This window comes from Cupriavidus sp. GW822-FHT03E04, from assembly GCF_058801495.1.
In genome coordinates this window covers 454,372-477,043 of the sequence record NZ_JBXANI010000001.1, presented here as the reverse complement: position 1 = coordinate 477,043, position 22,672 = coordinate 454,372, and the positions used below count along the sequence as shown (strand labels likewise).

Below are 22,672 nucleotides of genomic sequence, written 5' to 3'. Positions count from 1 at the left end.
TCGTTTAATGCGTATCCGCCTGATTCAGTAACTACCCGCGGCGCCCCCGCGCTTCGACAAGGAACATTCCATGTTCGGCCGATTCATGCCCACTGAGGGCAAGTTCTTCGAATACTTCAACCAGCATGCCGATTGCGCGGTGACCGCCGCCCGCGAGCTGGAAGTGCTGGTCAACGACCTGCCCAATGCCGAGGCCCACGCTCGCCGCGTGCAGGCCACGGAAAAGAAAGCCGACCGCATCACGCACGACACGATCGACCTGCTGCACAAGACCTTCATCACGCCGCTGGACCGCGATGAGATCCACAAGCTCATCACCACCATGGACGACATCCTCGACCTGATGGAAGACGTGGCTGAAACCATCTCGCTGTACGACGTGACCAGCCTGACCGATGAGGCGCGCAAGCTGGCCTCCATCTGCGTGCAGTGTTGCGACCAGGTCAAGATCGCGGTCGGCCTGCTCGAGGACATGAGCAATGCCGGCGCCATCCTGAAGACCGCGCAGCAGATCGACCAGCTCGAGTCCGAGGCTGATCGCGTGATGCGCGCCGCCATGTCCAAGCTGTTCCGCGACGAAACGGACGTCAAGCGCCTGATCAAGCTGAAGGCGATCTACGAACAGCTCGAAACCATTACCGACAAGTGCGAGGACGTCGCCAACATTCTCGAAGGCATCGTCCTGGAAAACGCCTGAGGCACAAATCGGCATGCAAACAATACAAATGAGCCTGTGGGTCATTGGCCTGCTGGTGGCTCTCGCCCTGCTGTTCGATTTCATGAACGGCTTTCACGATGCCGCCAACTCGATTGCCACGGTGGTGTCGACGGGCGTGCTCAAGCCGCACCACGCGGTGGCCATGGCGGCCATGTGCAATGTGGTGGCGATTTTCATCTTCCATCTGAAGGTGGCGGCAACCGTCGGCACTGGCACGATCGACGTCAACATCGTCGATCACTACGTGATCTTCGGTGCCCTGATGGGTGCCATTGCCTGGAACCTGATCACCTGGTACTACGGCATTCCCTCGTCGTCCTCGCACGCGCTGATCGGTGGCTTGGTTGGGGCTGCGGTGGCCAAGAGCGGCACCAGCGCACTGGTGGGCGGCGGTCTTCTCAAGACCGTGGCTTTTATCGTCATTTCGCCGCTGCTGGGCTTCCTGCTTGGCTCGCTGATGATGGTGATCGTGGCCTGGACATTCTTCCGTACGCCGCCGTCGCGGGTCGATCGCTGGTTCCGCAGGCTGCAACTGGTCTCGGCATCGCTGTACAGCCTGGGCCATGGCGGCAATGACGCGCAGAAGACCATCGGCATCATCTGGATGTTGCTGATCGCCAGCGGCCACGTGGCGCAGGGCGGTGCGGAGCCGCCGATCTGGGTCATCGTTTCCTGCTACGTGGCGATCGGCATGGGTACCATGTTTGGCGGCTGGCGCATCGTGCGCACCATGGGCCAGAAGATCACCAAGCTCAAGCCGGTAGGCGGCTTTTGCGCGGAGACGGGCGGCGCGATCACGCTGTTCATTGCTTCGGCGCTGGGCGTGCCGGTGTCGACCACCCATACCATCACCGGCGCCATTGTCGGCGTGGGCTCGGTGCAGAAGATGTCGGCGGTGCGCTGGGGCGTGGCCGGCAATATCGTCTGGGCCTGGGTGCTGACGATTCCCGCATCCGCCTTCATGGCCGCCATCGCATGGTGGATTGGCCGGCAGATCCTCTAAGCCTCCGGGTCATCGGATTCTCGCTCGACAAGCAAACAAAAAGCCAGGCGCTATGCCTGGCTTTTTGTTTGTCGGGAATGCCGGAGCCGATGGCTATTGCGATGGCTATCGATTGGCGAACGCGGCAATCGGATCGTCATCCACGGGGGCCGGGGGCGCAACGGAAGGCGGCGGTGCTGCTGGTGCGGCCGGGGGCGCGACCGATGCCGGCGCCTGGTTGATTCCCGATGCAACCCGCCGCGCGCCGTTGTACCGGGAGGCCCAGTACGACTTGGTCATGTCCTCGAGCCGTACCGTGCCGCCGGTGGAGGGGGCGTGGACAAAGCGATTCTGCCCGACATAGATGCCGACATGCGAATTGGCCCGGCCGGTGGTATTGAAGAAAACCAGGTCGCCCGAGGCCACCTGGCTGCGCTCCAGCGAGACGCCGCGGTCGCCCATGGCTTCGGTGGTGCGTGGCAGGTTGACGTTGGCGGCGCGCAGCACCACATAGCGGACCAGGCCGCTGCAGTCGAAGCCCGAGTCAGGCGTATTGCCGCCGTAGCGATAGGGCGTGCCAACCAGCGACATCGCCTGGATGGAGACTTCTTCCAGCCCGGCGCTGGGATCCACCATGGGGGTGCCTGCCGGCCGCGGCTGGGCGCTATAGCGCCCAGGCGGCGTCGAAGCGCAGGCGGCGAGCAGCAATGCCGCCGCGCAAAGCAGGGGCAGGCGGGCAGTGTGGAAGGCGTGGGTCAGGCTGGGCACACGTCTTCCGGCAGGGGCTATCTGGCGCAGAGGCATCCTTCTTGGTCCGATCCCGGGCCAGGAGCCGTGGCGTGAGGGGTGCAGCGCGGCGAGGGTGCCTCCCCTGGCGCCTTACCAGCGCAATTGCGCGTTGTAGGTGCCCGTACTCACGTTGACCGACTTGGCCTGTCCCTTATAAGTCGCTTCGATATTGTAGCTGCCTTGCGGGGCCTTGATCAGGCACTTGGGCCCGGAAGCGGTAAAGCTGGCCACTTCGTGGCCTTCGCGCGTCATCTTGACGGCCACGTCGGCGAGGAATTCGCCGCGCTCACCCTGGGTGAACAGCAGGCCCATGTTGAAGTTCTTTTGCTGCGCGGCCAGTTGCTGTTGTTCGTCCGCGGCAATGCCGCCGCAGACGTAGCTGACGGGTCCCATGGTGCGGATTACCATTTCGTCAGCGGCGAGCGCGGGACCCGCAAGCAACGCGGCCGCGGCAATTGCGACGCTGCTGGCCAGCGCGAGCCGCAGCGGTGTGTGGTGCAGGTGGTTGTCCATCAATGTCTCCATCGATCCAACAAGCCGGGAGGGGCAAAAAAAAGCGCCCGCCAAGCGCCGGCACGCGAGATGCCGAAATGGCGGGCGCTCCGGATGCTTTGATGCTAGGCCACGCCGGCAGGCAAATCTGCCGGTCGTGGTCCTACAAGGCATCCGATGGTGCCAGAGGTTGCGAGAGCTTAGTCTTCAGCGATGATGCGCCCCCGCCCCTTAGAGGACATCCGCGGCATGGTCGGCCAGGCGCGAGCGTTCACCGCGCGCCAGCGTCACATGGCCACTGTGGCTCCAGCCCTTGAACCGGTCGACCACGTAGGTAAGGCCGGACGATCCTTCGGTCAGGTAAGGCGTGTCGATCTGCGCAATGTTGCCCAGGCAGATGATCTTGGTGCCGGGGCCGGCACGCGTTACCAGCGTCTTCATCTGCTTGGGCGTCAGGTTCTGGGCCTCGTCGATGATGACGAACTTGTTGACGAAAGTACGTCCGCGCATGAAGTTCATGCTCTTGACCTTGATGCGCGAGCGGATCAGTTCCTGGGTGGCCGCGCGACCCCACTCGCCGGCGCTGTCGTCGCTCTTTTGCAGCACTTCCAGGTTGTCGTCGAAGGCGCCCATCCAGGGCTGCATCTTTTCTTCCTCGGTGCCCGGCAGGAAGCCGATATCCTCGCCGACCGGCACGGTGGCGCGGGTGACGATGATCTCGTTGTAGAGCTTTTGGTCGAGCACCTGCTCCAGGCCCGCGGCAAGCGCCAGCAGGGTCTTGCCGGTACCAGCCTGGCCCAGCAGGGTGACGAAGTCGATCTCCGGATGCATCAGAAGGTTGAGCGCGAAGTTCTGCTCGCGGTTGCGGGCGGTCACGCTCCACACATTGTTCTTGTGGTGCGTGTAGTCCTTGAGCGTTTGCAGCAGCGCGGTCTTGCCGTTGATCTCCTTGACCTGGGCGTACAGCGGCAGGCTGCCGTCGCTGGGTTCCAGGAAGACAAACTGGTTGACCAGGAAAGAAGGCACCAGCGGGCCTGTCAGGCGATAGAACATCGCGCCGGACTTCGGGTCCTGCCAGCTTTCCACCCCCTTGCCATGCTTGGCCCAGAAGTCGTTGGGCAGCAGCATCACGCCCGAGTACAGCAGGTCCTTGTCCTCGAGGACCTGGTCGTTGAAGTAATCCTCGGCGGGCAGGCCGAGCGCGCGCGCCTTGATGCGCATGTTGATGTCTTTCGACACCAGCACGACCTGGCGCTCCGGGAACTGCTGCTGCAGGGCGCTGACCACGCCCAGGATCTGGTTGTCCGCCTTGCCCTGCGGCAGGCCGTCGGGCAGCTTGATCTCATTGAGCTTGGTTTGCAGGAACAGCTTGCCCTGCGCGTCGCGGTTGCCCAGCTTGGCGAGCGGCAAGCCGTCGTCGAGCACGCCGTCGGTGCCGCCCACCAGCGCATCGAGGGTGCGGCTGACGGTGCGGGCGTTGCGCGCGACTTCGCTCATGCCCTTCTTGTGGTTGTCCAGCTCCTCGAGCGTCATCATCGGCAGATAGACGTCGTGCTCTTCGAAGCGGAACAGAGAGGACGGGTCGTGCATCAACACATTGGTGTCCAACACGAACAGCTTGCTGGGGCCGGTGTGTTTCTGCATGCGACGGTTGGTCGTGCCGGGGGCCTTGGCGGGAGCCTTGGGCACGGCGGCCAGCGACGGCACGGACTTCAGCGCGGACGGCGGCGCATCCTTGGTGCGCGCTCGCGTCGAACCGCTGGCGCGGGCCACCACGGCCGGCGCATTTTCCGCTTTGCTAGTTCCGGTTTCCAGCAAGGCCACACGCTCCAGCGCCGGCACAGGTTTCTTACCCTGCGACGCTGATTTGGCCTTAGTCAGCTTGGTCACCGGGGCGAATTCGCTCGGGTCAAGCAATTGGGCAGGCTTGGCGGGCATGGTCGGCAGCGGCATGCTAGGCTTTCCTTTCAGGGGGAGAAGACGGCTGGAAAACGGCGCAGGACACTGGCGCGGCCGCATGGCGCCGCGTACTTGGGGAGCGTGTCCTGTGCGTACAAAACACACAAACAAAAAAGCCGCCAACCTGGGTAGCAGGTTTGGCGGCTTTTTTTCGGACCGGAGACACGGCAGGTCCGCTACCGGCCTGTGGCAGGGTGCGCCTGGGCCGGGACGATGAAGCAGCGTGGCATCCGGATCTTGAACTCATTAAAGGTCAATGTATCCGAAGGTTTTCTCTTTTGCAATCGCTTGCCGAGAGGACTTTTGAAGGTGTTGCTGCGCCGCATTAATGCGCCAGGCTGAATCGCCGTGGATCAAGCCCCGGATCAGAGTCCGCGCACGATTTCCAGCACCTCGTCGACGTGGTTGGGCACCTTGATGCCGCGCAGCGCATGGCGCAGGATGCCCTTGCCGTCGATGATGAAGGTGCTGCGCTCGATGCCGCGCACTTCCTTGCCATACATTTTCTTCATCTTGATGACATCGAACAGATGGCACACGGCTTCATCGCCATCGGAGATCAACTCGAAGGGCAGTTCCAGCTTGGCCTTGAAGTTCTCGTGTGACTTCAGGCTGTCGCGCGAGATGCCGAAGACCACCGTGCCTGCCTTGACGAAATCGTCATGCTGGTCGCGGAAGTTCATGGCTTCGGTGGTGCAGCCCGGGGTGTTGTCCTTGGGATAGAAATACAGGACGACGGTCTTGCCACGCTGGGCGGCAAGGCTGAACGTGCCGCCGGTGGCGGGCGCGCTGAAATCGGGTACGGGCTGGCTGAGACTGGCTGTTGTCATTCTTATGGCTCCTGGGAGGGACAGGAAGGGGGCGGCTGCGTGAGTGCGGCCACCATGGTGGCGGCAGATGGGGGCGGGGTGGCTAACTTCAAGCGTGGCGTGTGCCTAACTTGAGAGAACCGGCCTCCCGGGCCGCCGGGCGGGCTCAGGCAGGTTCCTCCAGCAGCAGGATGGCCGCCACTTTGCGGCCTTCAGCCATCAGGATGTTGTATGTGCGGCAGGCGGCCTGCAGATCCATGGCGTCCACCCCGACATGCAGGCGCGCCAGTGAGGCGGTCAGCCGGGGATGCGGGAAGCGCAGGCGGCTACCGGTGCCCAGCAGCACCACCTCGGGCGAGTGCGCCAGCAGGCCCTCGAAGTGCGCGGGTTCCAGGTCTTCGAAGCGTTGCACCGGCCAGGGCCGGATCTCGCCTTCGGGCATGACCAGCACGGATTGGGTGTGGCGCACCATATTGATTTCGATATAGCCCGGGCCGTACGACGTTACCGTATTGAGGGCATTGGGCTGGTCAGCGTGGAGTTTCAAGGGCGAACCTTATCTGGCGCTGCCCTTCGCGGCGCGCGCGGCGACTCGGCCGGGGCAGCGCAGGGCGGGTTGAGAGCATTTTGGGGCAGGCGGGCCGGGCGGCTTTGCCGCGGCCCCGTGGTACCGGCGGCGCACGCTGCAATGCAAGAATCCCTGCCGAAGTCTGTCATAATCCGATAAATTATAGCTTTTGCCTCCCTGCCTGCCACGTTTTGCGTTGCAACGCAGCGCACAGGCTACCCGGGCCGCTCCATTTCCACCCAGATTCCCTAGATAGCCGCCGCTACCCGGTGGCGCTTGCCTCCTGCCAACATCGCCGTGAAACCGATCCAGAAATCCAACAAGCTCAACAATGTTTGCTATGACATCCGCGGCCCGGTGCTGGAGAAGGCCAAGCAGATGGAAGAGGAAGGCCACAAGATCATCAAGCTGAACATCGGCAACCTGGCCGTCTTCGGCTTCGATGCGCCGGAAGAGATCCAGCAGGACATGATGCGCAACCTGCCCAATTCGGCTGGCTACTCGGACTCCAAGGGCATCTTCGCCGCGCGCAAGGCGATCATGCACTACACGCAGCAGAAGAATATCGAGGGTGTGGGGCTGGACGACATCTACGTTGGCAACGGTGCCTCCGAGTTGATCGTGATGTCCATGAATGCGCTGCTCAACAGCGGCGACGAAGTGCTGGTCCCGGCGCCGGACTACCCGCTGTGGACCGCGGCGGTGAGCCTGTCGGGCGGCACCCCGGTGCACTATGTGTGCGACGAGGCCAATGAGTGGATGCCCGACCTGGACGATATCCGCGCCAAGATCACGCCGAATACCAAGGCCATCGTCGTCATCAACCCGAACAACCCCACCGGTGCGTTGTATTCGGACGAGTTGCTCAAGTCCATCGTGACGATCGCGCGCGAACACGGCCTGATCATCTTTGCTGACGAGATCTACGACAAGGTGCTGTACGACGGCCATAGCCACACGTCCATCGCCGCGTTGTCGACCGATGTGCTGACCGTGACCTTCAACGGCCTGTCCAAGAACTACCGCTCGTGCGGCTACCGCGCCGGCTGGATGGTGGTGTCGGGCGACAAGCGGCCCGCGCTGGACTATATCGAGGGGCTGAACATGCTGTCCTCGATGCGCCTGTGCGCCAACGTGCCGGCCCAGTGGGCCATCCAGACCGCGCTGGGCGGCTACCAGAGCATCAACGACCTGGTGGGCGAAGGCGGGCGCCTGCGCCGCCAGCGCGATCTTGCCCATGAGCTGATCACGCAGATCCCGGGTGTCACCTGCGTCAAGCCCAAGGCCGCGCTGTACCTGTTCCCCAAGCTCGACCTGTCGATGTACCCGATCCAGGACGACCAGGAGTTCATTTATGAGCTGCTGCAGGAGTCCAAGGTGCTGCTGGTGCAGGGCACTGGCTTCAACTGGGGCAAGCCCGACCATTTCCGTATCGTGTTCCTGCCCCACGAGGAAGACCTGCGCGAGGCCATCAGCCGCGTCGGGCGCTTCCTCGAGACCTACCGCAAACGCCACGGCCGCGCGGCCTGAACCGGCACGCTTGCGGCGCAATCCATTTTTCAGCAACTCAGAGTCAGATCGTCCATGAATCCCATCAAAGTAGGCCTGCTTGGCATCGGAACCGTCGGTAGCGGCACGTTCAATGTGCTGCAACGTAACCAGGAAGAAATCCGCCGCCGCGCCGGGCGCGGCATCGAGATTGCCATGGTGGCCGACCTCAACACCGAGCGCGCCCGCGAGCTGACCGGTGGGCAGGTCGAGGTGGTGGCCGACGCCAACGAGGTCGTCACCCGCCCCGAGATCGACATCGTGATCGAGCTGATCGGCGGCTATGGCATCGCCCGCGAGCTGGTGCTCAAGGCCATCGAGAACGGCAAGCACGTGGTCACCGCCAACAAGGCGCTGCTGGCCGTGCATGGCAACGAGATCTTCGAAGCCGCGCGCAAGAAGGGTGTGATCGTCGCCTTCGAAGCCGCGGTAGCCGGCGGCATCCCCATCATCAAGGCGCTGCGCGAAGGCCTCACCGCCAACCGCATCGAGTGGATCGCCGGCATCATCAACGGCACCACCAACTTCATCTTGTCGGAAATGCGCGACAAGGGCCTGGACTTCGACACCGTGCTCAAGCAAGCGCAAGCGCTGGGCTATGCCGAGGCCGATCCCACCTTCGACATCGAAGGCATCGACGCCGCGCACAAGATCACGTTGATGAGCTCGATCGCCTTCGGCATGCCGGTGCAGTTCGACAAGGCCTACGTGGAAGGCATCACCAAGCTGTCGGCCGTGGATATCCGCTACGCGGAAGAGCTGGGCTACCGCATCAAGCTGCTGGGCCTGACGCGCCGTCGCGAAAACGGCATCGAGCTGCGCGTGCACCCGACGCTGGTGCCGGCCAAGCGCCTGATCGCCAACGTGGAAGGCGCCATGAACGCCGTGCTGGTGCAAGGTGATGCCGTGGGCGCCACGCTGTACTACGGCAAGGGCGCTGGCGCCGAGCCGACCGCTTCGGCCGTGATCGCCGACCTGGTCGACGTGACCCGCCTGCACACTGCCGACCCCGAGCACCGCGTGCCGCACCTGGCTTTCCAGCCGGACGAACTGTCCAGCGTGCCGGTGCTGCCGATCGAGGAAGTCACCAGCTCGTACTACCTGCGCATGCGCGTGGCGGACGAGACCGGCGTGCTGGCCGACATCACCCGCATCCTGGCTGACGCCGGCATCTCCATCGATGCCATGCTGCAGAAGGAGTCGCGTGAAGGCGAGCCGCAGACCGACATCATCATGCTCTCGCACCTCACCCTCGAGAAGCAGGTCAACGCCGCCATCGCCAAGATCGAGGCGCTGCCGACCGTGCTGTCGGCCGTCACGCGCCTGCGCATGGAAGAACTGAACTGAACGCACCGATGAAATACCAGTCGACGCGCGGCCATGAGATGCCGCAAACCTTCTCCGAGATCCTGCTGGGCGGCCTGGCGCCGGACGGTGGCCTGTACCTGCCCCGGGAGTACCCGCAGGTCACGGCCGACGAGCTGGAAGCCTGGCGCAAGCTGTCGTACGCCGATCTCGCCTTTGAAGTCCTGTCCCGCTTCTGCGACGACATCCCGGCCGAGGACCTGCGCGCCCTGACGCGCAAGACCTACACCGCCGAGGTGTACTGCAACGCCCGCCCCGGCGACAACACCGCCGACATCACCCCGCTGCGCACGCTGGGCGAAGAGGGCGGCACGCAGCTGCAGCTGCTGGGCCTGTCCAATGGCCCCACGCTGGCCTTCAAGGACATGGCCATGCAACTGCTCGGCAACCTGTTCGAGTACGCGCTCGCGCGTGCCGGACAGGAGCTGAACATCCTGGGTGCTACCTCCGGCGATACCGGCAGCGCTGCGGAATACGCCATGCGCGGCAAGCGCGGCATCCGTGTCTTCATGCTAAGCCCGCACCGCAAGATGAGCGCGTTCCAGACCGCGCAGATGTTCAGCCTGCAGGACCCGAACATCTTCAACCTGGCGGTGGAAGGGGTGTTCGACGACTGCCAGGACATTGTCAAGGCGGTCTCCAACGACCTCGGCTACAAGGCTCGCCAGAAGATCGGCACGGTCAACTCGATCAACTGGGCACGCGTGGTGGCCCAGGTGGTGTACTACTTCAAGGGCTGGCTGCTGGCTACCGACGGCCCGGGCCAGAAGGTCTCGTTCTGCGTGCCGTCGGGCAATTTCGGCAACGTCTGCGCCGGCCATATCGCGCGCATGATGGGCCTGCCGATCGACAAGCTGGTGGTTGCCACCAACGAGAACGACGTGCTCGACGAGTTCTTCCGCACCGGTACTTACCGCGTGCGCAAGTCGGCCGAGACGTATCACACCTCCAGTCCGAGCATGGACATCTCGAAGGCGTCGAACTTCGAGCGTTTTGTCTTCGACCTGCTGGGCCGCGATGGCGACAAGCTGGCCAAGATGTTCCGCGAAGACGTCGACACCAAGGGTGGCTTCGACCTGTCCGGCACACCGGAATTCGAGCGCATCCGCGCCTTCGGCTTTGTCTCGGGCCGCAGCACGCATGAAGATCGCCTCGCCACCATCCGCGACCTGTCCGAGCGCTACGGCATCACCATCGACACCCACACCGCCGATGGCATCAAGGTCGCGCGCGAGCATCTCACGCCCGGTGTGCCGATGCTGGTGCTGGAGACCGCGCTGCCGGCCAAGTTCGCCGACACCATCCGCGAGGCGCTTGGCCATGAGCCGGAGCGTCCGGCAGCCTTTGAAGGCATCGAAAACCTGCCGCAGCGCTTCGAGGTGATGCCGGCGGATGCCGACCGCATCAAGGCCTACATCGCCGGCCACACCGGCCTGTAAGCCCCGGGCGCTGCCGGCGGTGTTCCTGCCGGCAGCGCGCCAACTCGCTACAATCAGACTTGCCGAGCAGAAATCGCACGGCCCTCGCATTGCTCCGGATGTATCGGGGGCGGTACGCGGGCCGTTTCCCATGGGCGCTGAATGGCCATGGGTTTGCGGTCTGACACTGCCTACGCTGCTTACGCTGACTACGCTGTCTCACTTACCCGTTTTCCTCATGACCGAAGCCGCCGCGCCCGCCCGCCCCCCCATGTTGACCATGGCCCAGGCCCTCGAAGCCTTGCTGGCCGGCGCCCGCCCGCTTGCCGAGGCAGAGCACATCGCCACGCTCGACGCCAATGGCCGCGTGCTGGCCGCGCCGGTGTCGAGCACGCTGGACGTGCCGCCGGCTGACAACACCTCGATGGATGGCTACGCGGTGCGCAGCGCCGACCTGGCGGCGCCAGGCTCGCGCCTGCGCGTGGCCCAGCGCATCCCCGCCGGCCATGTCGGCACGGCACTGGCGGCTGGCACGGCGGCGCGCATCTTTACCGGTGGGCTGATTCCGCCGGGGGCCGACGCGGTGGTCATGCAGGAGCAGTGCGTGGCGCAGGGTGAGGATGTGATCGTCAATCACACGCCGCAGCCGGGCGAGTGGATCCGCCGGGCCGGCGAGGACATCCGCGCCGGCAGCGTGATCCTGCCGGCCGGCACGCGCCTGACGCCGCAGGCGCTGGGCCTGGCGGCCTCGGTGGGGCAGGCGTCGCTGGACGTGGTGCGGCGCGTCAAGGTGGCCGTGTTCTTTACCGGCGACGAGCTCGCCATGCCGGGCGAGCCGCTCAAGCCGGGCGCCATCTACAACTCCAACCGATTCACGCTGCGCGGGCTGCTGGAAAACCTCGGCTGCGAGGTCAGCGATTTCGGCATCGTGCCTGACACCCTGGCCGCGACGCGCGACACCTTGCGCCGGGCGGCCGAGGGGCATGACCTGATCATCACCTCGGGCGGCGTCTCGGTGGGCGAGGAAGACCATATCAAGCCGGCGGTCGAGGCCGAAGGCCGGCTCAACCTGTGGCAGATCGCTATCAAGCCGGGCAAGCCGCTGGCTTTCGGCGAGGTGGCGCGCACTGGGCAGGCGCCGGTATTTTTCCTGGGGCTGCCGGGCAATCCGGTCTCGAGCTTCGTCACCTTCCTGCTGTTTGTGCGGCCTTTCATCCTGCGGCTGCAAGGCGTGCAGGACGTGATGCCGCGCCGGCTGCCGCTACGTGCCGATTTCGACCTGCCCAAGGGCGACCGCCGCAACGAGTTCCTGCGCGTGCGCCTCAACCAGGCCGGCGGGCTCGACTTGTTCCCCAACCAGAGCTCGGGTGTGCTCACTTCCACGGTGTGGGGCGAGGGCCTGGTCGACAACCCGCCCAATCAGCCGATCGCGCGGGGCGATACCGTGCAGTACATCGGTTTCGACGGCCTGCTGGCATAAGGAGCGAGACCGCCATGAACATCGAACTCCGTTTTTTTGCCAGCGTGCGCGAGCAGCTGGGCCTGGGGCAGGAGCGTGTCGCGGTGCCGGCCGAGGTGGCTACCGTGGCGGACCTGCGCCATTGGCTTGGAGCCCGCGGCGGCGCGTGGGCCGAGGTGTTGGCCGAGGGCCGTGCCTTGCGCATGGCCGTGGACCACGAGGTGGCCAGTGCGGACAGCGTGTTGGCCGAGGGCTGCGAAGTGGCGTTTTTTCCGCCCGTGACCGGAGGCTGAAATGAGCGTCAGAGTACAGCGCGAGGATTTCGACCTGGGCGCCGAGGTGACGGCACTGCGCCGCGAGCAGCCAGGCGTGGGCGCGGTGGCCAGTTTTGTTGGCACGGTGCGCGACATGAACGACGGCAGCGCGGTCAGCGCGATGGAGCTGGAGCATTATCCCGGCATGACCGAAAAGGCGCTGGCCCGGATCGAAGCGGTGGCGCGGGAGCGCTGGGCGCTGCTTGGCGTCACCATTGTGCATCGCGTTGGCCCCTTGCTGCCGCTGGACCAGATCGTGCTGGTGGCGGTAGCCTCCGCTCATCGCGGCAATGCCTTTGCCGCCTGCGAATTCATCATGGATTACCTCAAGTCCGAGGCGCCGTTCTGGAAGAAGGAGCAGACGCCGGAGGGTGCGCGCTGGGTCGACGCACGCGTGACCGACGCGTCCGCGCTGGCGCGCTGGGGCATTCGCTCGCTCAATGCCAGCGGCGAAGGCGAGGCGGAGCCGGCGGAACCCTTGGGTCTCAAGCGCTGATGGGCGCGCTCGGTTTTGTGGCGGTCGGGGTCGGGGCCGCGGTGGGAGCTTGGCTGCGCTGGGCGTTCTCCGTGCTGTGGAATGCCGCCAACCCGGCATTGCCCTATGGAACGCTGGCGGCCAACCTGGTCGGCGGCTACCTGATCGGGCTGGCAGTGGGATTCTTCGGTGCGCATGTGGAGTTGTCACCCGAATGGCGCTTGCTGGCGGTGACCGGCTTCCTGGGCGGCCTGACCACGTTTTCCACGTTCTCCAGCGAGGTCGTGGGCAACCTGATGGCGGGCGATTATGGCTGGGCGGCGGTGCACCTGCTGGCGCACCTTGGCGGCTCGCTGCTGCTGACCGTACTGGGCCTGTGGACCTACCGGCTGCTGGCCTGAGCGCCCGTAGAAGCCAATGAGCCTGAGGACTCCAATGAATCCAATGACTCTAATGAATCCAGCCACCCAAGCATCTCCACCAGTGCGGCGTTGAAGGCGGCTGGCCGTTCCATGTGCGGGGCATGGCCGGTGCCGTCGATGGTGACAAGCCGGGCAGCCGGCTGCAGTGCCAGCGTGGCCTGTCCCACTGCCGGCGCGTAGAGGCGGCTGCGCTCCCCAACCAGATGGAACAAAGGCAGGCGAGCCTGGCGCAACGCCGGGCGGTAGTCCTGGCGGGCCATGTCTTCCCACAGCGCGGCAAGCGCATCCGGCGCGCACTGGCGCATGATGCCGGTGATCCGGTCCGTCTCGTGCGCATCGGGTTTGCTGCCGGCAGCCCATAAGCCGGCGCGCACTGAATCGATCAGGCGCGGCCAGTCCCGGCGCACGTCCGCGGCCATGTGGGCCGCCTGCGCGGTGTCGTAGTTCGGATGCAGGCCATGCGGCCAGTCCGCCGCGCTGGCCAGCCGCGGTGTCATGTCGATGGCGCCGATTGCCGCCAGGGGCAGGACGGGGTCCCCGCGCATCAATTCCCAGGCCACCATGGCGCCCATCGACCACCCAATCACCACCACGTCCCGCAATCCCAGGTACCCGATCAACCCGGCAGCATCGGCGGCAAGCTGCGCAAGGCTGGTTTGTCCGGCGTGCGGCAGTGCAGCAGACAAGCCATGCCCGGCATGGTCCGGGGCGATCACACGATAGCCATCACGCGCCAGCGCGCGCTGGCCGCCGAACGCCTCGCCGGATAGCGACCAGCCGTGCAGCAACAGCAGTGCCCGGCCATCGCCGGCCTCCCGCCAGCCGGGCCGCGAACCGGAAGCAGGGTGGCTATCGAAGGCGGGGGAGGGCTCGGCGTTAGTCATCGCGTGCGAAGCATCCAATGGCGAACTTGCAGTCTGGGCATCTGGCCCGGCCACGTGCGTGGCCAAAGCTCCGGGTAAGCCATGTATTGACATACGGATCGCTAACTTTATATCATGAAACATGAATCAGTTATCATGTTTTGAGAGTCGCCGGAGGAGGCAGTTTTCGCGGTGCAATACCGCTGACTGACTGCCGTTTTCCGGTCTGACGAGCCACTGCGGAGCCCCGATGTCCCTTACCGAATCCGGCGTAAGCCAGCCCAAGACCGCGCGCGGCCAGAAGACCCGCGAAGCGCTGCTGCGCGCCGCCGAGAAAGTGTTCGGCGAGAAGGGCTACTACGTGGCTTCGATCTCCGAGATCACGCAGGAGGCAGAGGTGGCCATGGGCACCTTTTATCTCTATTTCAAGGACAAGGAAGACATCTTCCGCGCGCTGGTGCAGCACATGCTGGAACTGGTGCGGGCCCACTTGCGCAAGCACGTGGGGCCGGCGCAGACGCAGATCGAGGCCGAGCGGCTCGGGCTCAAGGCTTTCCTGTCCTTTGTGTCGCGCCACAAGAATCTGTACCGCATCGTGCTCGATTCCTACTCGGTTGACGAGACCATCTACAGCAGTTACTTCCAGGTGTTCGCCGACGTCTACAGCCGGCGCCTGGGCAAGGCCGAGGAGCAGGGTGAGATCTCGCCGGGCGACGCTGAAGTGCGGGCGTGGTGCCTGATCGGCATCAGCAATTTCCTAGGCATGCGTTATGCACTGTGGAAACGGCCGGCGTCGATGGACAAGGTGGTCGATACGGCCTTCGACATGATTTCGCACGGGCTGGCGGCGCGATGAGCGCGTTGGTGCTGGTCGAACGTGTTGGCGGCACGGCCGTGCTTCGGCTCAATCGCGCCGAGCGGCACAACAGCCTGGTGCCGGAACTGCTCGAAGCGCTGCTGGCCGCGCTGGAGCGCATGGAGGCGGACCCGGAGGTGCGCGCCGTGGTGCTGAGCCATGCGGGGCGCTCTTTTTCCACGGGCGGCGATGTCGGTGCTTTTGCCGCCTTTGTGCCGCAAAGCGCGGAGTTGGCGCAGTATGCGCAGCGTCTGCTCGGCCTGCTCAACGCAGCCATCCTGCGCCTGGCGGCGCTGCGCCGCCCGGTGATCGCGGCGGTGGAGGGCTGGCTGACGGGAGGCTCACTGGGATTGGTGCTGGCCTGCGACATGACGGTGCTGGGCGAGGGCACGCGCATTGCGCCTTACTACACCGTGGTGGGATTCAGCCCGGACGGTGGCTGGACGGCGATGCTGCCGCAACTGATCGGCGCCGCGCGCGCGCGGGCGATCCAGCTTGAGAACACCACGCTGACGGCCAGCCAGGCCGTGGCACTGGGCCTGGCGACGCATCTCGCGCCGGCCCGCGAGGCCGAGGCGATGGCGTTGTCCCTGGCGGCCGGCCTGAAGGACAAGGTACCGGGCAGCGTGGCGCATACGCGCGCGCTGCTGCGCTGGGATGCCGATGTGCTGGCCGCCGGGTTGGAGCGCGAGCGCGTGGCGTTCGTGGCGCAGGTGACGAGCGCCGAGGCTGCGGCAGGCATGCGCCGCTTCCTTGGCGATGGCTGCACAGGCTAAGGCAGCAAACGGAAAGGCAGGACGGCAGGAAAGAGCACAGACACGAGCACAGACACGAGCGCAGGAACGAGCACAGGAAAGCGAAGCAGCAACAAGCAGGCAGGATCTGCACTTGCAACGACAAGCGACACCCTCAGAGGAGACAAGAATGCAATTCAAGCACCAAGCCGCTGGCGCCATCGCACTGGCCAGCCTGCTGGCCGCCGGCGGCGCCCTTGCCAAGGACATCCGCATCGCCCACGTCTACGACAAGACCGGGGCGCTCGAGGCCTACGCCAAGCAGACCCAGACCGGGCTGATGATGGGGCTGGATTACGCCACCAACGGCACCATGATGGTCAATGGCAACAAGCTGGTGGTGATAGAGAAGGACACCCAGGGCAAGCCCGACGTGGCCAAGGCCCAGCTTGCCGCGGCGTATAGCGATGATCGGGCGGATATCGCCGTGGGGCCGACGTCCTCCGGCACGGCGCTGGCGATGCTGCCGGTGGCCGAGGAGTACAAGAAGATCCTGCTGGTCGAGCCCGCCGTGGCGGATTCCATCACCGGCGAGAAGTGGAACCGCTACATCTTCCGCACTGGCCGCAATTCGTCGCAGGATGCCATCTCCAACGCCGTGGCGCTGGACAAGCCCGGCGTGCAGATCGCCACCCTGGCGCAGGACTACGCCTTTGGCCGTGACGGCGTGAAGGCCTTCAAGGGCGCGCTCAAGAACGCCAAGATCGTGCACGAGGAATACCTGCCGACCAACACGACGGACTTTACCGCTGGGGCGCAGCGCTTGTTTGATTCGCTCAAGGACAAGCCGGGCCGCAAGATCATCTTCATCATCTGGGCGGGCGCCGGCAACCCGTTCAAGATTGCCGACCTCGATCCCAAGCGCTACGGCATCGAAATCGCCACCGGCGGCAATATCCTGCCCGCCATGAGCAACTACAAGAACTTCCCCGGCATGGAAGGCGCGACGTATTACTACTTCGGCATTCCCAAGAACAAGGCCAACGAGTGGCTGGTGTCCAACCACTACACCAAGTTCAAGTCGCCGCCCGATTTCTTCACCGCCGGCGGCATGACGGCTGGCATCGCGCTGGTCGAGGCGCTCAAGAAGACCAATGGCGACACCAACACCGAGAAGCTGATCGGCGCGATGGAGGGCATGTCGTTCGAGACGCCCAAGGGCAAGATGACCTTCCGCAAGGAAGACCACCAGGCGCTGCAGTCGATGTACCACTTCAAGATCAAGGTCGATCCCGCGTTCGCCTGGGGGGTGCCCGAGCTGGTCCGCGAGATCAAGCCGGAAGAAATGAACGTGCCGATCCGCAACAAGCGGTGATGACAGTGGGCGCCGCTTCCATCGATACAACGGCAGCGCTCTCGCGGGCGGTGGCGGGGCCGCCCGCGCTCGAGACGCGAGATCTCACCATCCGCTTTGGCGGCCACGTGGCGGTCAACGCGGTGTCCTGCGCGTTTCATCCCGGCGAGCTGACCTGCATCGTCGGCCCCAACGGGGCCGGCAAGACCACGTACTTCAACTTGATCTCGGGCCAGTTGCCGCCCAGCGCCGGGCAGATCCTGCTCGACGGCGAGGACGTGACGCGCCTGCCGGTGCCGCACAAGGCGCTGCGCGGCATTGGCCGCGCCTTCCAGCTGACCAGCCTGTTTCCCAATCTGTCGGTGTTCGAGAACGTGCGCCTGGCAGTGCAGTCGCGCCGGCGCATCGGGCTGGATCTGTGGAGCGTGTGGAGCGCAAACCGCGCGGTCCGCGAGCAGGCCGAGGACTGTCTCGAACGGGTGGCCCTGGCCGACAAGCGCCACCTGCCGGTGGCCTCTTTGCCGCACGGCGACCAGCGCAAGCTGGAGGTGGGCATCCTGCTGGCGCTGCAGCCGCGCATCTTCATGTTCGACGAGCCGACCGCCGGCATGAGCGTGGACGAGGTGCCGGTGATCCTCGGCCTGATCCAGGAGATCAAGCGCGACAAGAGCAAGACGGTGCTGCTGGTGGAGCACAAGATGGATGTGGTGCGCTCGCTGGCCGACCGCATCATCGTGCTGCATAACGGCAACCTGATGGCCGATGGTGATCCGGCCGAGGTGATCGCCTCGCCGATCGTGCAGCAGGCGTACCTGGGCATCGCTGCCGGCGACGAGAGCGCGCAGCAGGAGGGCAGTCATGGCTGAAGCACCGGCAGCACCCGCATTATCCCCAGCATCCGCAGCACCCATCCTGAGCCTGGATGGCGTGCAGACGCATATCGGGCCATATCACATCCTGCACGGCGTGAGCTTTGCCGTGCCGCGCGGCGGCGTGACCATGCTGCTGGGGCGCAACGGCGCGGGCAAGACCACCACGCTGCGCACCATCATGAGCCTGTGGCAGGCGAGCGAAGGGCGGATCGTGTTCGACGGGGCCGACATCACGCGCCGCGGCACGCCCGCCATCGCGCAGGCCGGCATCGCCTATGTGCCGGAGAACATGAGCGTGTTCTCCGAGCTGACGGTGGCCGAGAACATGCGGCTGGCCGCGCGCAGCGGCGCGATCGACGGGCAGCGGCTTGACTGGGTGTTCCGCATGTTCCCCGCGCTGAAGATCTTCTGGCACCAGCGCGCCGGCGTGCTGTCCGGCGGGCAGAAGCAGATGCTGTCGGTGGCGCGCGCCATCATCGAGCCGCGCAAGCTGCTGATCGTGGACGAGCCGACCAAGGGCCTGGCGCCGGCCATCATCCAGAACATGATCACGGTGTTCCGCGAGCTCAAGCAGACGGACGTATCGATCCTGCTGGTGGAGCAGAACTTCCACATGGCCAAGTCGGTGGGGGATACCGTTGCCGTGATGGATGACGGACGCGTGGTGCATACGGGAACGATGGCAGCGCTGGCGGGGGACGAAAGCCTGCAGCAGCGGCTGCTCGGATTGTCGCTGGCGGCGCACCAGTAGCGCGTATCAATAGTGGCCAGCAGGACAAGACAAATAACAAGACACATCACAAGATATCGTCAGGACCGAGACAATGGCGAGTACAAGCTCCTTACCCACCACCCCGGCGACACCGGCCGATCTGCCCAAGGTCCGGCTCGACTGGACCCCGCTGGCGCTGGCGCCGCTGCTGATGCTGCTGGCCTACCCCTTGATCGGCAGCGGTTCGACCTGGCTGACGCTGACCATCGCCGGCCTTGCCATGGGCATGATCGTGTTCGTGGTGTCGTCGGGCCTGACGCTGGTGTTTGGGCTGATGGACGTGCTCAACTTCGGGCACGGCGCGTTTATCGCGTTGGGAGCCTATGTGGCGGCATCCGTGCTACTGCCGCTGGGCGCCTGGGTCGAGGCAGACAGCCTGTGGCTTAACCTGGCGGTGTTTGGCCTGGCCATCCTGGCGGCGATGGCGGCGGCGGGCGCCATTGGCTTCCTGTTCGAGCGCATCGTGGTGCGCCCGGTCTACGGCCAGCACCTCAAGCAGATCCTGATCACCATGGGCGGCATGATCGTGGCCGAGCAGCTGATCAAGGCGATCTGGGGTGCTGAGACCATCGCGCTGCAGGTGCCCACCACCTTCCGCGGCGCGGTGCTGCTGGGCGACGCGGCCATCGAGAAGTACCGGCTCATCGCCGTGGTGCTCGGGCTGGTGATCTTTATCTCCATGGTGCTGGTGCTCAACCGCACGCGCATCGGCCTGCTGATCCGCGCCGGCGTGGAGAACCGCGAGATGGTGGAGTCGCTCGGCTACCGCATCCGGCTCTTGTTCATCGGCGTGTTCGTGGTGGGGGCGGGGCTGGCCGGCATGGGCGGCGTGCTTTGGGGGCTGTACCAGCAGAACATTACCGCGTCCATCGGGGCCCAGGTCAATGTGCTGATCTTTATCGTGATCATCATCGGCGGGCTCGGCTCCACCACCGGCTGCTTTGTCGGCGCCTTGCTGGTGGGCCTGATGGCCAACTACACCGGCTTCCTGTTTCCCAAGGTGGCGCTGTTCTCGAACATCCTGCTGATGGTGATGATCCTGCTGTGGCGTCCGCAGGGCCTTTACCCGGTAGCCAAGCGCTGAGCGCCTAGGAAAAAACCATGACCCGACTGCTTTCCGGCGACCTGCCACGAAGCCGCGTGCTGACCGTGATCCTGGTGGCCATGCTGCTGGCGCTGGCGTGCGCGCCTTTCCTGTTTCCTGGTGCGCGCGCGCTCAATATGGCGGCCAAGATCTGCATCTTCGTGGTGCTGGTGGCCAGCTACGACCTGTTGCTCGGCTATACCGGCATCGTCTCCTTTGCCCACACCATGTTTTTCGGCATTGGCGGCTATGGCGTGGCGATCGCCATGTCGCGGCTGGAGCCGGGGTGGGGCGCGCTGGCGCTCGGCACGTTGGGCGCGCTGCTGGTGTCGATGCTGCTGGCCTTCCTGATCGGGCTGTTCTCGCTGCGAGTCAGGGCGATCTTCTTTGCCATGATCACGCTGGCGGTAGCCACCGCCTTTGCCACGCTGGTGTCGCAGCTCTCCGAGTGGACCGGCGGCGAGGATGGCATCAGCTTCAAGGTGCCGGAGGTGTTCACGCCGGGCTTTTCGCTGGGCGACGCCGAGTGGCTTGGCGTGCCGCTCAACGGCAAGCTGTTTTCGTATTACTTCGTGTTTGCGAGCGCGCTGGTGTTGTTCCTGTTGCTGCTGCGCGTGGTGAACTCGCCGTTCGGCCGGGTGCTGCAGGCGATCCGCGAGAACGATTTCCGGGCCGAGGCCATTGGCTACCGCACCGTGGTGTACCGTACCGTGTCCACCGTGCTGTCGGCCGGGTTCGCCACGCTGGCCGGGGTGCTGATGGCGCTCTGGCTGCGCTACAACGGCCCGGACACCTCGTTGTCCTTCGAGATCATGGTCGATATCCTGCTGATCGTGGTGATCGGTGGCATGGGCACGCTGTACGGCGCGCTGATCGGCACCACGCTGTTCCTGGTGGCGCAGACCTACCTGCAGGACGTGATGAAGCTGGCGAGCGATGCCACCGCGGCGATCCCGCTGCTGTCGGGGCTGCTGCATCCGGACCGCTGGCTGCTGTGGCTCGGCTTGTTGTTTATCCTCAGCGTGTATTACTTCCCGCAAGGCATCGTCGGGCGGCTGCGCGGCGATCGCGCCGAGCACGAGGTGGCGTCGTAGATCTGCATGCAATAAAAGGCTAGCAAGATAACAAGAACATCCACAAGCGGAGATCCCAGACCATGTACGTAGTCGACTGGCTGCACAAGAATGCCCTGCATACGCCGGACAAAGTCGCCCTGGTTGACGTGGAGAGCGGCCGCACGGTGACCTACCGGCAGTTCGACGAGCGCGCCAGCCGCTTCGCGGAATACCTGGGCGAGCGCTTGGGGCTGGCGCCCGGGGCCCGCGTGGCCGTACTGGCCCACAACAGCTCGGACTATTTCGAGATGCTCTATGGCTGCGCCAAGGCCGGCATGGTGATGGTCTGCCTGAACTGGCGGCTGGCGGCCGCGGAGCTGCTGCCGATCCTGCGCGACTGCTCGCCCGACGTGCTGGTGGCCGGTGATGGCTTTCTTGCCACCGCCGCCGCGCTTGCCGACACCTTGCCGCTGCGCGCGGTTTTGCACCTGGCTGACGACGAGAGCGCGGACGTGCCGGGCGGCTGGACCGAGTACGAAGCGATGCTGGCGGGTAGTTCCGGGCGTGTCATCGAGATGCCGTGCCGCGATGAGCACGAGGTCTGGCACCTGCTTTACACCTCGGGCACCACGGGACGGCCCAAGGGCGTGATCCAGACCTACGGCATGGTGTTTTTCAACGCCGTCAACGCCATGCTGGCCAACAAGATCACGCGCGACGACGTGTTCCTGAACGTGCTGCCGTTCTTCCATACCGGCGGGCTGAACCTGTACGCCAATCCCGTGCTGCATGCCGGCGGCACCGTGCACATCATGCGGCAGTTCGACGCCGAGGTGACGCTGCGCAAGCTCGATGCCAGCGCCGGGGAGGGCATCACCATGTTCTTCGCCGTGCCCGCGGTCTACCTGTTCCTGAGCCAGCATGCCGGCTTCGCGGCGGCGGATTTTTCCCGCGTGCGCAGTATGTCCGCGGGCGGCTCCGCGGTGCCGCGGCCGCTCCTCGAGGCCTACCTGGCCAAGGGCGTGACGATCTGCTTCGGCTTTGGCATGACCGAGACCGGGCCAACCGTGTTCGTGTGCGACGAAGCCACGGCGCGCCGCAAGATCGGCACCATCGGCAAGCCGGTCGGCTCCATGCTGACGCGGGTGGTGGATCCGCAGGGCCGCGACGTGGCGTCCGGCGAACGTGGCGAGCTGCTGATCAAGGGGCCGGGCGTCACGCCCGGCTACTGGAACCTGCAGGAGGCCACCGAGGCCGCCATCCGTGGCGGCTGGCTGTATTCGGGCGATATCGCTTACATGGACGAGGAGGGCGACTACTACATCGTCGACCGCGCCAAGGACATGTTTATCTCCGGCGGTGAGAACGTCTACCCGGCCGAAGTGGAGAATGTGCTGTTTCAGCTTGCTGCCGTATCCGAGGCCGCCGTCATCGGCGTGCCCGATGCGCGCTGGGGCGAGGTCGGCATGGCGCTGGTGGTAGCAAAGCCCGGCATGGCGCTCGATGCCGAAGGCGTGCTCGCGCATTGCCGCGCCGCGCTGGCAAGCTACAAGGTGCCGCGCCACGTGCGGATGATCGAGGCGCTGCCGCGCACGCCGTCGGGCAAGGTGGAAAAGCACAAGCTGCGCGCGCGCTTCCAGGCGCAGTGAGGGCGGCGCGGAGTGTGAAGTCAAGCAGTGGCTGTCTCGTGAAATTCTCGTTTCTGTCGTTTCTGTATTGCGTTCCGATCGATCCAGCATGCCGGGCCGGCATGCAATAAGGGGG

The 22,672-nt window shown here is 65.1% G+C and carries 23 protein-coding genes; 17 read left to right on the top strand and 6 right to left on the bottom strand.

Going from position 1 to position 22,672, the window contains the following annotated elements:
- The first annotated feature begins 70 nt into the window (after positions 1–70).
- On the top strand, positions 71–697 hold the full coding sequence (locus AC1RQC_RS02095; protein WP_043347240.1) for a DUF47 domain-containing protein: 627 nt from the start codon (positions 71–73) through the stop codon (positions 695–697).
- 13 nt (positions 698–710) lie between these two features.
- Positions 711–1,721 (top strand): inorganic phosphate transporter, encoded by a 1,011-nt coding sequence (locus AC1RQC_RS02090; RefSeq protein WP_416048916.1) that lies wholly within the window; start codon positions 711–713, stop codon positions 1,719–1,721.
- Between the two features lie 105 nt (positions 1,722–1,826).
- Here the strand turns inward: AC1RQC_RS02090 and AC1RQC_RS02085 are convergent, their stop codons facing one another.
- From AC1RQC_RS02085 to AC1RQC_RS02065, 5 genes are all read right to left on the bottom strand, one after another.
- Complete coding sequence (locus AC1RQC_RS02085) at positions 1,827–2,504, bottom strand: C40 family peptidase (protein ID WP_492882353.1); 678 nt, start codon at positions 2,502–2,504, stop codon at positions 1,827–1,829.
- 75 nt (positions 2,505–2,579) lie between these two features.
- Positions 2,580–3,002 (bottom strand): hypothetical protein, encoded by a 423-nt coding sequence (locus tag AC1RQC_RS02080; protein WP_492376381.1) that lies wholly within the window; start codon positions 3,000–3,002, stop codon positions 2,580–2,582.
- Positions 3,003–3,212: 210 nt separating this feature from the next.
- Positions 3,213–4,934, bottom strand: a complete 1,722-nt coding sequence (locus AC1RQC_RS02075; protein ID WP_492813951.1) for a PhoH family protein — start codon at positions 4,932–4,934, stop codon at positions 3,213–3,215.
- 371 nt (positions 4,935–5,305) lie between these two features.
- On the bottom strand, positions 5,306–5,770 hold the full coding sequence (locus tag AC1RQC_RS02070; protein WP_150983651.1) for a peroxiredoxin: 465 nt from the start codon (positions 5,768–5,770) through the stop codon (positions 5,306–5,308).
- 145 nt (positions 5,771–5,915) lie between these two features.
- The gene (locus AC1RQC_RS02065) at positions 5,916–6,296 is read right to left on the bottom strand and encodes an Mth938-like domain-containing protein (RefSeq protein WP_150983650.1); all 381 of its coding nucleotides are present in this window, start codon (positions 6,294–6,296) and stop codon (positions 5,916–5,918) included.
- 318 nt (positions 6,297–6,614) lie between these two features.
- Here AC1RQC_RS02065 and AC1RQC_RS02060 point away from each other — a divergent pair, with 318 nt between their 5' ends.
- The 7 genes from AC1RQC_RS02060 to crcB all read left to right on the top strand — a co-directional run bounded on the left by AC1RQC_RS02060 (position 6,615) and on the right by crcB (position 13,297).
- Positions 6,615–7,847 (top strand): pyridoxal phosphate-dependent aminotransferase, encoded by a 1,233-nt coding sequence (locus AC1RQC_RS02060; protein WP_183031328.1) that lies wholly within the window; start codon positions 6,615–6,617, stop codon positions 7,845–7,847.
- A gap of 54 nt (positions 7,848–7,901) precedes the next feature.
- Positions 7,902–9,212 carry a homoserine dehydrogenase gene (locus AC1RQC_RS02055; RefSeq protein WP_006161584.1) on the top strand — a complete coding sequence of 437 codons (1,311 nt, stop codon included), beginning with the start codon at positions 7,902–7,904 and terminating at the stop codon, positions 9,210–9,212.
- Between the two features lie 8 nt (positions 9,213–9,220).
- Positions 9,221–10,669, top strand: coding sequence for a threonine synthase (thrC, locus tag AC1RQC_RS02050; protein ID WP_253928313.1), 1,449 nt, complete (start codon positions 9,221–9,223; stop codon positions 10,667–10,669).
- A 217-nt stretch (positions 10,670–10,886) separates the two neighbouring features.
- The gene (locus AC1RQC_RS02045; protein ID WP_492813954.1) at positions 10,887–12,128 is read left to right on the top strand and encodes a molybdopterin molybdotransferase MoeA; all 1,242 of its coding nucleotides are present in this window, start codon (positions 10,887–10,889) and stop codon (positions 12,126–12,128) included.
- 14 nt (positions 12,129–12,142) lie between these two features.
- Positions 12,143–12,400 (top strand): molybdopterin converting factor subunit 1, encoded by a 258-nt coding sequence (gene moaD / locus AC1RQC_RS02040; RefSeq protein WP_043347211.1) that lies wholly within the window; start codon positions 12,143–12,145, stop codon positions 12,398–12,400.
- A gap of 1 nt (position 12,401) precedes the next feature.
- On the top strand, positions 12,402–12,917 hold the full coding sequence (gene moaE / locus AC1RQC_RS02035) for a molybdopterin synthase catalytic subunit MoaE (RefSeq protein ID WP_416048910.1): 516 nt from the start codon (positions 12,402–12,404) through the stop codon (positions 12,915–12,917).
- Positions 12,917–13,297 carry a fluoride efflux transporter CrcB gene (crcB, locus tag AC1RQC_RS02030; protein ID WP_174427404.1) on the top strand — a complete coding sequence of 127 codons (381 nt, stop codon included), beginning with the start codon at positions 12,917–12,919 and terminating at the stop codon, positions 13,295–13,297. The genes moaE and crcB overlap by 1 nt, the downstream gene beginning before the upstream one ends.
- Here crcB and AC1RQC_RS02025 read toward each other — a convergent pair.
- Positions 13,279–14,202 carry an alpha/beta fold hydrolase gene (locus AC1RQC_RS02025; RefSeq protein WP_492882352.1) on the bottom strand — a complete coding sequence of 308 codons (924 nt, stop codon included), beginning with the start codon at positions 14,200–14,202 and terminating at the stop codon, positions 13,279–13,281. The two genes, crcB and AC1RQC_RS02025, sit on opposite strands and share 19 nt — an antisense overlap.
- A 229-nt stretch (positions 14,203–14,431) precedes the next feature.
- On the opposite strand from AC1RQC_RS02025, the gene AC1RQC_RS02020 reads away from it, so the two are divergent.
- From AC1RQC_RS02020 to AC1RQC_RS01985, 8 genes are all read left to right on the top strand, one after another.
- Complete coding sequence (locus AC1RQC_RS02020) at positions 14,432–15,037, top strand: TetR/AcrR family transcriptional regulator (RefSeq protein WP_006161576.1); 606 nt, start codon at positions 14,432–14,434, stop codon at positions 15,035–15,037.
- Positions 15,034–15,813, top strand: a complete 780-nt coding sequence (locus AC1RQC_RS02015; protein WP_492376405.1) for an enoyl-CoA hydratase/isomerase family protein — start codon at positions 15,034–15,036, stop codon at positions 15,811–15,813. Before AC1RQC_RS02020 ends, AC1RQC_RS02015 begins: the two co-directional genes overlap by 4 nt.
- A 148-nt stretch (positions 15,814–15,961) precedes the next feature.
- Complete coding sequence (locus AC1RQC_RS02010; RefSeq protein WP_492882351.1) at positions 15,962–17,146, top strand: substrate-binding domain-containing protein; 1,185 nt, start codon at positions 15,962–15,964, stop codon at positions 17,144–17,146.
- Positions 17,146–17,991 (top strand): ABC transporter ATP-binding protein, encoded by an 846-nt coding sequence (locus tag AC1RQC_RS02005; RefSeq protein WP_492376403.1) that lies wholly within the window; start codon positions 17,146–17,148, stop codon positions 17,989–17,991. The genes AC1RQC_RS02010 and AC1RQC_RS02005 overlap by 1 nt, the downstream gene beginning before the upstream one ends.
- A complete protein-coding gene (locus tag AC1RQC_RS02000; RefSeq protein ID WP_492376402.1) occupies positions 17,984–18,748 on the top strand; it encodes an ABC transporter ATP-binding protein in 765 nt (254 codons plus the stop codon). The genes AC1RQC_RS02005 and AC1RQC_RS02000 overlap by 8 nt, the downstream gene beginning before the upstream one ends.
- Positions 18,749–18,821: 73 nt before the next feature.
- Positions 18,822–19,853: a branched-chain amino acid ABC transporter permease gene (locus AC1RQC_RS01995; RefSeq protein WP_174427409.1), complete on the top strand. Its 1,032-nt coding sequence runs from the start codon at positions 18,822–18,824 to the stop codon at positions 19,851–19,853.
- 17 nt (positions 19,854–19,870) lie between these two features.
- Entirely contained in the window at positions 19,871–20,947 is a 1,077-nt protein-coding gene (locus tag AC1RQC_RS01990; RefSeq protein WP_043347191.1) for a branched-chain amino acid ABC transporter permease, read from the top strand.
- 62 nt (positions 20,948–21,009) lie between these two features.
- Positions 21,010–22,557 carry an acyl-CoA synthetase gene (locus tag AC1RQC_RS01985; RefSeq protein ID WP_492882350.1) on the top strand — a complete coding sequence of 516 codons (1,548 nt, stop codon included), beginning with the start codon at positions 21,010–21,012 and terminating at the stop codon, positions 22,555–22,557.
- Positions 22,558–22,672 lie beyond the last annotated feature (115 nt).